Source organism: Sphingomonas sp. S1-29, assembly GCF_026167545.1.
Classification (GTDB): Bacteria; Pseudomonadota; Alphaproteobacteria; order Sphingomonadales; family Sphingomonadaceae; genus Sphingomonas.
In genome coordinates this window covers 3,365,338-3,376,213 of record NZ_CP110678.1, presented here as the reverse complement: position 1 = coordinate 3,376,213, position 10,876 = coordinate 3,365,338, and the positions used below count along the sequence as shown (strand labels likewise).

The 10,876-nt window shown below is 68.1% G+C and carries 13 protein-coding genes; 10 read left to right on the top strand and 3 right to left on the bottom strand.

Going from position 1 to position 10,876, the window contains the following annotated elements; genetic code table 11:
* Nucleotides 1-319: 319 nt before the first annotated feature.
* Nucleotides 320-583: a 30S ribosomal protein S20 gene (gene rpsT, locus OKW76_RS16150; protein ID WP_256506869.1), complete on the bottom strand. Its 264-nt coding sequence runs from the start codon at nucleotides 581-583 to the stop codon at nucleotides 320-322.
* Nucleotides 584-680: 97 nt separating this feature from the next.
* Nucleotides 681-1,493, bottom strand: a complete 813-nt coding sequence (gene mutM / locus OKW76_RS16145; RefSeq protein ID WP_265550015.1) for a bifunctional DNA-formamidopyrimidine glycosylase/DNA-(apurinic or apyrimidinic site) lyase — start codon at nucleotides 1,491-1,493, stop codon at nucleotides 681-683.
* Nucleotides 1,494-1,582: 89 nt separating this feature from the next.
* Between mutM and OKW76_RS16140 the strand changes: the two genes are divergently transcribed.
* From OKW76_RS16140 to OKW76_RS16095, 10 genes are all read left to right on the top strand, one after another.
* Complete coding sequence (locus OKW76_RS16140) at nucleotides 1,583-2,314, top strand: class I SAM-dependent methyltransferase (protein ID WP_265550013.1); 732 nt, start codon at nucleotides 1,583-1,585, stop codon at nucleotides 2,312-2,314.
* 148 nt (nucleotides 2,315-2,462) lie between these two features.
* Nucleotides 2,463-3,995, top strand: coding sequence for a 2-polyprenylphenol 6-hydroxylase (gene ubiB, locus OKW76_RS16135; protein ID WP_265550011.1), 1,533 nt, complete (start codon nucleotides 2,463-2,465; stop codon nucleotides 3,993-3,995).
* A complete protein-coding gene (locus OKW76_RS16130) occupies nucleotides 3,992-5,107 on the top strand; it encodes a hypothetical protein (protein ID WP_265550009.1) in 1,116 nt (371 codons plus the stop codon). Before ubiB ends, OKW76_RS16130 begins: the two co-directional genes overlap by 4 nt.
* Nucleotides 5,104-6,330: a bifunctional phosphopantothenoylcysteine decarboxylase/phosphopantothenate--cysteine ligase CoaBC gene (gene coaBC, locus OKW76_RS16125; RefSeq protein ID WP_265550007.1), complete on the top strand. Its 1,227-nt coding sequence runs from the start codon at nucleotides 5,104-5,106 to the stop codon at nucleotides 6,328-6,330. The genes OKW76_RS16130 and coaBC overlap by 4 nt, the downstream gene beginning before the upstream one ends.
* Nucleotides 6,317-7,129, top strand: coding sequence for an alpha/beta hydrolase (locus OKW76_RS16120; RefSeq protein ID WP_265550005.1), 813 nt, complete (start codon nucleotides 6,317-6,319; stop codon nucleotides 7,127-7,129). The genes coaBC and OKW76_RS16120 overlap by 14 nt, the downstream gene beginning before the upstream one ends.
* Nucleotides 7,126-7,578: a dUTP diphosphatase gene (dut, locus tag OKW76_RS16115; RefSeq protein ID WP_416221827.1), complete on the top strand. Its 453-nt coding sequence runs from the start codon at nucleotides 7,126-7,128 to the stop codon at nucleotides 7,576-7,578. Before OKW76_RS16120 ends, dut begins: the two co-directional genes overlap by 4 nt.
* Entirely contained in the window at nucleotides 7,578-7,994 is a 417-nt protein-coding gene (locus tag OKW76_RS16110; RefSeq protein ID WP_265550004.1) for a hypothetical protein, read from the top strand. Before dut ends, OKW76_RS16110 begins: the two co-directional genes overlap by 1 nt.
* Nucleotides 7,991-8,746, top strand: coding sequence for a HesA/MoeB/ThiF family protein (locus OKW76_RS16105; protein WP_265553051.1), 756 nt, complete (start codon nucleotides 7,991-7,993; stop codon nucleotides 8,744-8,746). The genes OKW76_RS16110 and OKW76_RS16105 overlap by 4 nt, the downstream gene beginning before the upstream one ends.
* 61 nt (nucleotides 8,747-8,807) lie before the next feature.
* The gene (locus OKW76_RS16100) at nucleotides 8,808-9,563 is read left to right on the top strand and encodes a metallophosphoesterase family protein (protein WP_265550001.1); all 756 of its coding nucleotides are present in this window, start codon (nucleotides 8,808-8,810) and stop codon (nucleotides 9,561-9,563) included.
* Complete coding sequence (locus OKW76_RS16095; RefSeq protein ID WP_265549999.1) at nucleotides 9,539-9,892, top strand: peroxiredoxin; 354 nt, start codon at nucleotides 9,539-9,541, stop codon at nucleotides 9,890-9,892. Before OKW76_RS16100 ends, OKW76_RS16095 begins: the two co-directional genes overlap by 25 nt.
* Here OKW76_RS16095 and galU read toward each other — a convergent pair.
* Nucleotides 9,889-10,758 (bottom strand): UTP--glucose-1-phosphate uridylyltransferase GalU, encoded by an 870-nt coding sequence (gene galU / locus OKW76_RS16090; protein WP_265549997.1) that lies wholly within the window; start codon nucleotides 10,756-10,758, stop codon nucleotides 9,889-9,891. The genes OKW76_RS16095 and galU overlap by 4 nt on opposite strands.
* Nucleotides 10,759-10,876: the final 118 nt, after the last annotated feature.

Sequence of the window (10,876 nt, the reverse complement as noted above, 5' to 3'; positions counted from 1 at the left end):
CGCGTGCAACCCTGTCGCTGCGGGAGGTCTGTTTAGAAACTCGATCGTGAGTCGAGCAAGCCTGTGACGTCAAGAAATTGAAATATAAAACGCTTGACTCGACACCCCCGCGGAAATGCTGGAAAATCGCCTAAGTCGTTGTTTTAGAATGTTTTTCTGCGGTGTTAAGCGAGCCGACACCGCCCGACTCGTGGACTATCCTCGCTTCGCGTCGATGCATCTCGAAACGCAACGGGAAACCGTATCCTAGGCCACGCACACGACAAAAAACCCCGCCGGCGAACCGGCAGGGTTTGAGCATTCGGCAACGCGAAAGCGTTTAGGCTAGCGCGCTCAGTCGCTTGGTCAAGCGCGAGAACTTCCGCGACGCGGTGTTACGGTGCATGACGCCCTTGGCGACGCCGCGCGCCAGCTCGGGCTGCATCGCTGCCATCGCTGCGGTGGCGGCAACCTTGTCGCCCGATTCGAGGGCCGCTTCGGCCTTCTTTACGAAGGTGCGGATGCGGCTTACCCTCGCACCGTTGATTTCCGCGCGACGCTCGTTGCGCCGGATACGCTTTTTCGCCTGTGGCGTATTCGCCATGCCGTCCTCGAACCTGCTAATTGGGATGGGCGTGGAACGAAGCTCCATTGCCCGGGAAAGCGCGGCCCTTACCCAAGCTGGCCGCTGGGGTCAACCTTTAGCGCTGGCATTGCGGACAAAAGAAGGTCGATCGCCCGCCCTCGACACGCCGGCGAATCACCGTGCCGCAGCCGCATAATTCGCCCTCGCGACCATAAACGCGCCATTGTTTGGAAAAATAGCCGAGCTCGCCATCGGGGCGCGCATAATCGCGCAAGGTCGAGCCGCCGGCTTCGATCGCGGCGACCAGCACGTCGCGGATCGCCGCGACCAACGGTGCGATTCGCCTGGTGGCGATTCGCCCGCCGGCGCGATTGGGGGCGATGCCAGCCATGTGCAGCGCCTCGCAGACATAGATGTTGCCCAAGCCCGCTACGGTGCGCTGGTCGAGCAGCAGCGCCTTCACCGGCGAGATCCGATCGGCGAACGCGGCTGCCAGATGCGCGGGGGTGAAATCCTCGCCCAGCGGTTCGGGGCCGAGCGCGGCGAACGGCCCCCAATCGGCGATGTCGGCGGTGGGCACCAGATCGACCGACCCGAAGCGCCGCGGATCGTTGAGCGCGAGCCGCCTGCCCTCGTCGGTCTCGAGCACCAGATGGTCGTGGATCAGATCCTCGCTCGGATCGACCCGCCACCGCCCCGACATGCCGAGGTGGAAGACGAAGGTGTCGCCGCGATCGGTGTCGATCAGACCATATTTGGCTCGCCGCCCGAGCGACGTCACCCGCGCGCCGGTGAGCCGCTGGCCAAGGTCGACAGGCATCGCGCGGCGCAGATCGGGGCGGTTGGCGCGCACGCCGACGATCCGCCGCCCCTCGAGCACGGGGCGCAGCCCACGCACCGTGGTCTCGACTTCGGGAAGCTCTGGCATACCGGCTTTGAGCTAGGCGCGCGGGCGCGCCGCCACAAGTGTCGCCATTGGGCTTGGCAGGACAGTCGCAAACCGCCATTTGGACGGGCATGACCGACACCGTCTCCTTCGGCTACGAAGAAATCGCAGCGACCTCCAAGACCGCCCGCGTCGGCGAGGTCTTCACCAATGTCGCGGGCAAATATGACGCGATGAACGATGCCATGTCGGCGGGCATGCATCGCGTGTGGAAGGACGTGTTCGTCCGCCGCGTGAAGCCGCGCGCGGGCGAGACGATCCTCGACATGGCGGGCGGCACCGGCGACATCGCCTTTCGCATGGTCGAATCGGATGCGGCGATCACCGTTGCCGACATCAACCCGGCGATGCTCGACGTCGGCATCGCGCGCGCCGCCAAGCGCGACATTTCGGGCCTGGTGTGGACCGAGGCGAATGCCGAGACGCTGCGCTTCCCCGATCGCTTCTTCGACGCCTATACGATCGCGTTCGGCATCCGCAACGTGACCGACATCCCCAAGGCATTGCGCGAGGCGCACCGCGTGCTCAAGCGCGGCGGGCGTTTCTATTGCCTCGAATTCTCGACCACGTTGTGGCCGGGCTTTGCCGAGGTGTACGACGCCTATTCGCACCGGCTGGTGCCCAAACTCGGCAAGTTGATCGCCAGTGACGAGGACAGCTATCGCTACCTGATCGAATCGATCCGCCGCTTTCCCGACATGGCGCGGTTCGAGGCGATGATCGGCGAGGCGGGCTTCGTCCAGACCAAGGTCGAGCCGATGCTGGGCGGGCTGGTGGCGATCCACAGCGGCTGGAAGATTTGATGGGGCGCGCAATCACCCCCCTCCCTGCAAGGGAGGGGTCGGGGGTGGGTCGCGTGCTCGCGATACCGACGCGTCGCGCGGCTTGGCTGGCGTGCCTCCAGGTCTCCACCCACCCCCAGCCCCTCCCTTGCAGGGAGGGGAGCAAGCCTTGACCGCGCCTGCCATCCATCTGCTGCGGCTGCTGAAATGGGGTCGCATCCTGGCGCGTCACGGCGCGCTGACCGGGATCGAGCGCAACCCCAACACCCCGCCCGCGCTTCGCCGGGTATGCCGGGTGTTGCGGTTCGGCGCTTCGCTACCAACGGCACCCGCCTATGCCGACGCCTTCCAGGCGATCGGCCCCGCCGCGATCAAGCTGGGGCAGACGCTCGCGACCCGTCCCGATCTGGTCGGCGACGTCGCCGCGCATGACTTGTTACGATTGCAGGACGCGCTGCCGCCGGTGCCCTATTCGGTGATCTGCGAAGCGATGAAGGCGAGCTTCGGCAAGCCGCTCGAATCGCTGTTCCTCGACATTGACGAGACGCCGATCGGCGCCGCCTCGATCGCGCAGGTCCATCGCGCGACTACCACCGACGGCCGCCGCGTCGCGATCAAGGTCATCCGCCCCGGCGTCGAGACCGAATTCGTCCGCGCGATCGAAACCTATGAATGGGCGGCGGCGCAGATCGAGCAGATGGGGGGCGAGCTCGCCAGGCTTCGCCCGCGGCTGACGATCGACCAGTTCAAGCGCTGGACGCTGCGCGAGCTCGACCTGCGGCGCGAAGCGGCCTCGGCCTCCGAGCTCAAGAACAACATGCAGGCGCAGCCCGATTTCATGGTGCCCGAAATCGATTGGCAGCGCACCACCGGCAAGGTGATGACGCTCGAATGGATCGACGGCATCAAGCTGTCGGACAAGCAGGCGCTGCTCGCCGCCGGCCATGATCTGTCGGCGCTGTCGCAGACGCTGGTGAAGGCGTTCCTGCGCCAGGCGATCGCCGAGGGCTTCTTCCATGCCGACATGCACCAGGGCAATTTGTTCGCGCTGGCCGATGGGCGGATCGCGGCGATCGACTTCGGCATCATGGGCCGGATCGACCGGCGCGCGCGCGTCTGGCTCGCCGAGATCCTCTACGGGCTGATCACCGGCAACTACACGCGCGTCGCCGAGATCCATTTCGAGGCGGGCTATGTCCCCGCACATCATAACATGGCCGAGTTCGCGACCGCCTTGCGTGCGGTCGGCGAGCCGGTGCGCGGCGTTGCGACCAAGGACATGTCGGTCGGCATGATGCTCGACAGCCTGTTCAACATCACTCGCGAATTCGACATGCAGACCCAGCCGCATCTGCTGCTGCTGCAAAAGACGATGGTGATGGTCGAGGGCGTCGCGACCAGCCTCGACCCCGACGTCAACCTGTGGGACGTCGGCGCGCCCTTCATCGGCGAATGGATCCGCACCGAGCTCGGGCCCGAGGCGGCGCTCGCCGACCGGCTGATGCTCGACCTCAAGACCTTCGCGCGGCTGCCCGAGCTCATCCGCAACATCGAGCTTCGCTATCCCGCGCCGGGCGGCGCGCCGCCTGCCCCGCCGCTGCGCGACATCCAGATCGTGCGCGTCGGCGGCGGCTGGCGCTATGTGCTGGTCGCCGCCGCAGGGCTCGCGCTGGGCGCGGGCACGATGTTCGCGATCGGATGAGGCACAAGCCGCCGCTGTGGCTGCGCGCGCCCAGCCGGTTCGCGGGGCTCGGCAAGACACAGGCGCGGCTGCTGCTGGCATTGGCGCTGCTGCTGGTGCTGCTGTCGTTCCAGGCGCTGTTTCTGCCGCCGCTGATCGCCAGCGAAGGCGCGAGCAATGCGGCGGCGGGCGATGGCGACCTGCTGCTGTACGAAAGCATCGTGTCGGGGCTCCACGCCGGCGGCGATTATTACAGCGTCGCCGCCGACCTGCTGCGCGCGGGCAATTATCCGCTCCGCCCGTTCGTCACCTTCCGCCTGCCGACGCTCGCGGTGGTGCAGGCGAGCCTGCCGCCATTCCTCGTCGCATCGCTGATGATCGCGATCGCTGCCGCCGCGGGCGTGGTCTGGCTCAACCGCCTGCGCGCCGACGCGCTGGGGAGCGCGCCGGCGTTGCTGGTCGGCGCGGTGATGCTCGCGGGCGGGCTCATCGCCTTCGTCCAGACCGGCCTATGGGCCTTCCACGAATTCTGGGCGGCACCGCTGATCGCGCTGTCGCTGGGGCTGCGGCGCCCCGGACGCTGGGAGAGCGCCGCCGCGATCGGGCTGATGGCGGTGCTGATCCGCGAGACCGCGTTGGTCTATCTGGTGGTGATGGCGGTGTTCGCCTGGACCGAGGGCGAACGCCGCGAGGCGCTGGGCTGGGGTGCGGCGATCGGGCTGTTCGGCGTGGCGCTGACCTTCCACGCGATCGCGGTCGCCGGGATAACCACGCCGTTCGATCCCGCATCGGGCGGATGGTCGGGGCTGCACGGCTTCGGGCTGTTCGTCCGGTCGATCACGCTCGCGACCGCGTTGCTGGCGGTACCGCTTTGGATCGCCGCGCCGCTGGTCGCGCTCGCGCTGTTCGGCTGGCTCGGCTGGCGCGACCCGCTGGGGCTTCGCGTCGCCGCGACCTTGGCGGGCTATGCGGTGGTGATCGCCACCTTCGGCCGGCTCGATACCTTTTATTGGGGGGTGATGGCGGCGCCGTTGCTGCTCGTCGGACTGGTGTTCGTGCCCGACAGCCTGCGCGACCTGGGCGTCGCCGCGCTCGACAGGCGGCGCGTGCGGGTGCAGAGGATTGTGCGATGAAGCGCATCCTGCTGATCGTCGGCGGCGGCATTGCCGCGTACAAGGCCTGCGAGCTGATCCGGCTCGCGCGCAAGGCCGGGATCGGCGTGCGCTGCGTCCTCACCGATGGCGGCGCGCAGTTCGTGACGCCGATGACGCTCGCGGCGTTGTCCGAGGCTCCCGTCCACACCAGCCTGTGGGATCTCAAGGACGAGGCCGAGATGGGGCATATCCAGCTCAGCCGCGAAGCCGATCTGGTCGTCGTCGTCCCCGCCACCGCCGACTTGCTGGCGCGGATGGCGGCGGGGATCGCTGACGATCTGGCGACGACCTTGCTGCTGGCGACCGACAAGCCGGTGCTCGCCGCGCCCGCGATGAACGTGCGGATGTGGCAGCACGCCGCGACGATCCGCAACGTCGCGCAACTGCGCGCCGATGGGGTGGAGGTGATCGATCCCGACGAAGGCGCGATGGCGTGCGGCGAGTTCGGGCCGGGGCGGTTGCCCGAGCCGGCGGTGATCCTGGCGGCGATACAGCGCGCGATCTTCGGCGAGACGAAGGACGATGCTTCGACAAGCTCGGCACGAACGGTGGAACAGCGCGCGCGCGCGCTCGCGGGCAAACACGTTCTCGTCACCGCTGGCCCGACGCACGAGCCGATCGACCCCGTGCGCTACATCGCCAATCGTTCATCGGGCCGGCAGGGCTTCGCGATCGCGCAGGCGCTCGCCGAGCGCGGCGCGCGGGTGACGCTGGTCGCCGGGCCGGTTACCCTCCCCACCCCCGCAGCGGTCGATCGCGTCGATGTCGAGACCGCGCGCGACATGGCCGATGCGGTCGCCGCCGCGCTCCCCGCCGATGCCGCGGTGATGGTCGCCGCGGTCGCCGACTGGCGGGTCGAGGCGGCCGCCGACCAGAAGCTCAAAAAGGGCACGATGCAGCCCGCGCTCGCGCTCGTTGCCAACCCCGACATTCTCGCGACGCTGGGGGCGAGCCCCGACCGCCCGCGCCTGTTGGTCGGCTTTGCCGCCGAGACCGAGAATGTCCTCGATTACGCCGCCGCCAAGCGCACCGCCAAACATGCCGACTGGATCGTCGCCAACGACGTATCGGGCGACGTGATGGGCGGCGACGCCAACACCGTCCACCTCGTGACCGCGCTCGGCGTCGAGCAATGGGAGCGCCTGCCCAAGGCCACCGTTGCAGCGCGGCTAGCCGACAGGATCGCCGATGCGCTGCTCTAGCCTGCTCCCCGCCTTGCTCACCCCCGCGCTGCTGCTCGCGGGTTGCGCCGCCACGCCGCGCGCCGCGATGCTCGAACCGCCGCTTGCGGGCACGACCTTCGGCAGCGTCAAGCCCGCCAAGGTCGAGACGCTGGTGATCGTCGTCCATGACGATACCGAGACCGCGCCGTCGCATACCGGGTTCGCCGAGCGCGCGGCGGCGGCGATTCCCAATGCCGCGGTCGTCGCGCTGCTGCGTCCAGGCTATGGCAGCACCGGCGGCATTGTGTCGCCCGGGCTGCGCGGCGCGGGCAATGGCGATGCCTATACCGCCGAAATCGTCCGGCTGCTCGGCGAAACCGTCGCCGCGCACCGCCAGCGTTATCCGCGCGCGCGCACCATTTTGGTCGGCGACGGCGGCGGCGCGGCGCTCGTCGCCAACCTTGCGGGCACGCGGCCCCGGCTGGTCGACGGCATGCTGCTCGTCGGTTGCCCCTGCACGCTGCCCGAATGGCGCGCGCTGATGGCGAAGGCGAAGCCCGGCAAGGGGTTCAACCGCCCGGTCGAGAGCCTCGATCCGCTGCAGACCGTCGGCGGGATCGCGGTGACGACGCGCACCGCGATCATGGTCGGCGAGAATGACCGGATCACCCCGCCGCGGATCGCGGGCACCTATGCCGAGGCGCTGGCGCTGCGCGGGATCGCGATCGACTTTCGCCGGCTGCCGGGGCGCGGCCACGAGATTTTGAACGATGCCGAGACGCTGCAGGCGCTTGCCCGCCTCGCCCGACCGGTGCCAAATCAGGTAGCGACCCGATGACCGCCCTTCCCCCGATCCGTATCGCGCTCAAGCGGCTGCCGCATGGGCAAGGCCTGCCGCTGCCGGCCTATGCGACGCCGGGCGCGGCGGGGATGGACATCGTCGCGGCCGAAGCGGTCACGCTCGCGCCGGGCGCGCGGCATGCGGTGGCGACGGGCTTCGGAATCGCGATCCCTGAGGGGTATGAGGTGCAGGTCCGCCCGCGTTCGGGGCTGGCGCTCAAGCACGGCATCACCTGCCTCAACACCCCGGGCACGGTCGACAGCGACTATCGCGGGGAGGTGAAGGTGATCCTCGCCAATCTGGGCACCGAGGCGTTCGAGGTCGTTCGCGGCGAGCGGATCGCGCAGCTGGTGCCCGCGGCGGTGCAGGCCGCCACCGTCGCCGAGGTCGAGACGCTCGATGAGACCGCACGCGGCGCCGGCGGCTTCGGGTCGACGGGTCGCTGATGCTGTGGGCGCTGCTCCTGGCGCAGGCGATCGCCCCCGGCGCGCCGCCCGCGCTGCCGCTGCCCTCGCGCCCCGGCCAGACGATCGCGTGGGAAGAGCTGCCGGCGTTGTCCTATCGCGAGCCCCCGACGATGAGCCCGCAGATCACCGCCTTCGTCGTCGGCGAGGTGAAGGCAGGCCGCTGCAAGCCCAATTTGTTCGGCGCGACCCGGCAGGCGATGCAGGTCGATATCGCAGTGCTGGTCACCCCCGAATTCGGCGCGCGGGTGACGATCCCGCGCGCGATCGACTGCCCGACGGTCGAGCAATATGCCGCCGGGCTGGTGCTCGGCTTCGCGCGCAACAACCTGCCCGCGCGGGTGACCGCGGCACCGCGCTGGTACCGTGCCACCATGACCTTCGAATGGCCGATCTGACGCTTACCGACCAGCAACTCGATCGCTACGCGCGCCACATCATCCTGCGCGAGATCGGCGGCGGCGGGCAGATGCGCTTGTTGGCGGCGCACGTGGTGGTGATCGGCGCGGGCGGGATCGGTTCGCCCGCGCTGCAATATCTCGCCGCCGCCGGGATTGGCCGACTGACGATCATCGACGATGATCGCGTCGATCGATCGAACCTCCAGCGCCAGACGCTGTTCGGCACCGACGATATTGGGCGGTCGAAGGTCGAAGCCGCGGCAGCGGCGCTGCGCCGGCTGAACCCCGATGTGACCCTGGCGCCGCGCGCGGTCCGGATCGATGCCGCCAACGCCGCCGACCTGCTGGGCGGCGCCGACTGCGTGCTCGACGGCAGCGACAATTTCGCCACCCGGCTCGCGGTCGCCGATGCCGCGCTCCAGCTGCGAATCCCGCTGGTATCGGCGGCGATCGGCGCGTTCGAGGGACAGCTGGCGGTGTATCGCGGCTGGGAGCCCGATCGCCCCTGCTATCGCTGCTTCGTCGGCAGCGATCCGGACCGGGCGGACATCAGCTGCGCCGATCAGGGCGTGCTCGGCGCGATGACCGGCACGATCGGCAGCCTCGCCGCGATCGAGGTGATCCGGACGATCGTGCCCTTCGGCGAGGCCATGGTGGGCAAGCTATTGCTTGCCGACGCCTTGTCGATGCGGTTCCGAACCCTGACATTGCGCAAAGACCCAGGCTGCCCCGCTTGTGCGGTGACATAGCGGTCGCGGCACTTTATGCCCCGACATCCGTTTGGGGCCGACTCCTGACAGCAAGACCGAGATGATCCAGCGTATTTTTCGCAAGACCAAGCCCAAGCAAAGCCGGATCCCCGAAGGCCAGCGTGTCTACGCGATCGGCGACATCCATGGCTGTCTGGCCGAAACCGAAACGTTGCTCGCCAAGATCGAGCGCGACAATGCCGGACGTACGGCCGCCGAGACGCATCTGATCTTCCTGGGCGACCTGATGGATCGCGGTCCCGATTCGGCGGGCGTGATCGAAAAGCTGCGGACCTTGTCGCTCGACTGGGCGACGCCGCGTTTCCTGACGGGCAATCACGAGGAATTGTTCCTCGGCGCGCTGGCGGGCGAACGCGAAGCGCTGAAGGTATTCACGCGTGCCGGCGGGCGCGAGACGATGCAGAGCTACGGTATGTCCCTCACCCAGTTCGATGAAGCCACCTGGGACGACCTCGAGACACATCTGCCGACGCTGGTCTCCGACGAACATCGCGCGTTCATCGAGGGGTTCGAGACGATGCTGGTGTTCGGCGACTATCTGTTCGTCCATGCCGGCATCCGCCCCGACGTGCCGCTCGACGAGCAGCGGACATCGGACCTGTTCTGGATTCGCGAGCCCTTTCTGAGCCATCGCGGCAGCCTCAGCCATGTCGTGGTGCACGGGCATACCGTCACCGAGGCGGTCGACGAGCGGCGCTGGCGGATCGGGATCGACACCGGCGCCTATGGATCGGGCCGGCTGACCGCGATCGGCCTGGAAGGCACCGAGCGATGGTTCCTGTCGACGCTAGACTGACCGACATGGCGCCGGTGGCGACCGATGCCGGCGCGTTGGCGATCATCGTCGTGACTGCCGACGTCGAACGCTGGCGCGCAGCGGTGGCGATCGCGCAGGCCAATGCCGCGCTCGGACGGCGGACCGCGCTGTATCTCCACGACGCGGCCACCGGCTTGCTCGCCGAGGACGACGCTGCGATCGCGGGCATGCTCGAAATGGGGGTGCGGCTGGTAGCGTGCCAGACCGGCCTAGCCGCGCTCGGCCTGGCGTTGCCGCCCGAGATCGAAGCGGGCGGGCTGGTGTCGTTCCTCGCCGAGACCGGCGAGGAACGAGTGATCGCCGTTTAGCCCAGCAGCTGCTTCGCGAAGGCGCGGACCTTGGGGCCAATGTCGTCGCGTGCCACCGCCAGCGCCAGATTGGCCTGGATATAGCCCGCCTTGTCGCCGCAATCATAACGATCGCCGCCGAACTTGAAGGCGTGGAACGGCTGCTTGCCGATCAGCTGCGCCATCGCATCGGTCAGCTGGATTTCGTTGCCCGCGCCGGCTTCCTGCGTCTCGAGGATACGCATCACCTCGGGCTGCAGGATGTAGCGGCCGGGGATCATCAGGTTCGACGGCGCGGTGCCGAGCTTGGGCTTTTCCACCAGGCTCTTGACCTCGACCAGCTGGCCATCGACCGCGCCGGGCTCGACGATGCCATAGCGATCGGTCTCGTCTTCGGGGACTTCATAGCCGCACACGACGTTGCCGCCGACGCGATTATAGGCATCGACCATCTGCTTCATGCAGCCCGGCTGGCCCACCATCAGCTCGTCGGCCAGGAAGATCGCGAAGGGCTCGTCGCCGACGATGTCGCGCGCGCACCACACCGCATGGCCGAGCCCCATCGGCTCCTGCTGGCGGACATAGGCGACATTGCCCGGCGTCAGCCGCGTCGCGTCGAGAATGTCGAGCGACTTGCCGCGCGCCTTCATCGTCGCTTCGAGCTCATAGGCGATGTCGAAATGATCCTCGATCGCCGACTTGCCGCGCCCGGTGACGAAGATCATCTGCTCGATCCCCGCCTCGATCGCTTCGTCGACGGCGTATTGGATCAGCGGGCGATCGACGACGGGCATCATCTCCTTGGGGATTGCCTTGGTCGCAGGGAGAAACCTGGTGCCGAGGCCGCCGACGGGAAATACGGCCTTGCGAAGCGGCTTTTGCGCCATGGGAAATCTCCTGTTTACAACTGCCGCCCGCCCTAACGGTTGCGGCAGAGCGAGGCAATCACGCGGGGCAATACCGAAACGGGACTGGCGCCTGCATGCTGCGCATGCGAAGGGATCG

Coding starts and splice junctions, on each gene's coding strand:
- rpsT (WP_256506869.1), bottom strand. CDS start 583: ATGGCGAATACGCCACAGGCGAAAAAGCGTATCCGGCGCAACGAGCGT.
- mutM (WP_265550015.1), bottom strand. CDS start 1,493: ATGCCAGAGCTTCCCGAAGTCGAGACCACGGTGCGTGGGCTGCGCCCC.
- OKW76_RS16140 (WP_265550013.1), top strand. CDS start 1,583: ATGACCGACACCGTCTCCTTCGGCTACGAAGAAATCGCAGCGACCTCC.
- OKW76_RS16130 (WP_265550009.1), top strand. CDS start 3,992: ATGAGGCACAAGCCGCCGCTGTGGCTGCGCGCGCCCAGCCGGTTCGCG.
- coaBC (WP_265550007.1), top strand. CDS start 5,104: ATGAAGCGCATCCTGCTGATCGTCGGCGGCGGCATTGCCGCGTACAAG.
- OKW76_RS16120 (WP_265550005.1), top strand. CDS start 6,317: ATGCGCTGCTCTAGCCTGCTCCCCGCCTTGCTCACCCCCGCGCTGCTG.
- dut (WP_416221827.1), top strand. CDS start 7,126: ATGACCGCCCTTCCCCCGATCCGTATCGCGCTCAAGCGGCTGCCGCAT.
- OKW76_RS16110 (WP_265550004.1), top strand. CDS start 7,578: ATGCTGTGGGCGCTGCTCCTGGCGCAGGCGATCGCCCCCGGCGCGCCG.
- OKW76_RS16100 (WP_265550001.1), top strand. CDS start 8,808: ATGATCCAGCGTATTTTTCGCAAGACCAAGCCCAAGCAAAGCCGGATC.
- OKW76_RS16095 (WP_265549999.1), top strand. CDS start 9,539: ATGGTTCCTGTCGACGCTAGACTGACCGACATGGCGCCGGTGGCGACC.
- galU (WP_265549997.1), bottom strand. CDS start 10,758: ATGGCGCAAAAGCCGCTTCGCAAGGCCGTATTTCCCGTCGGCGGCCTC.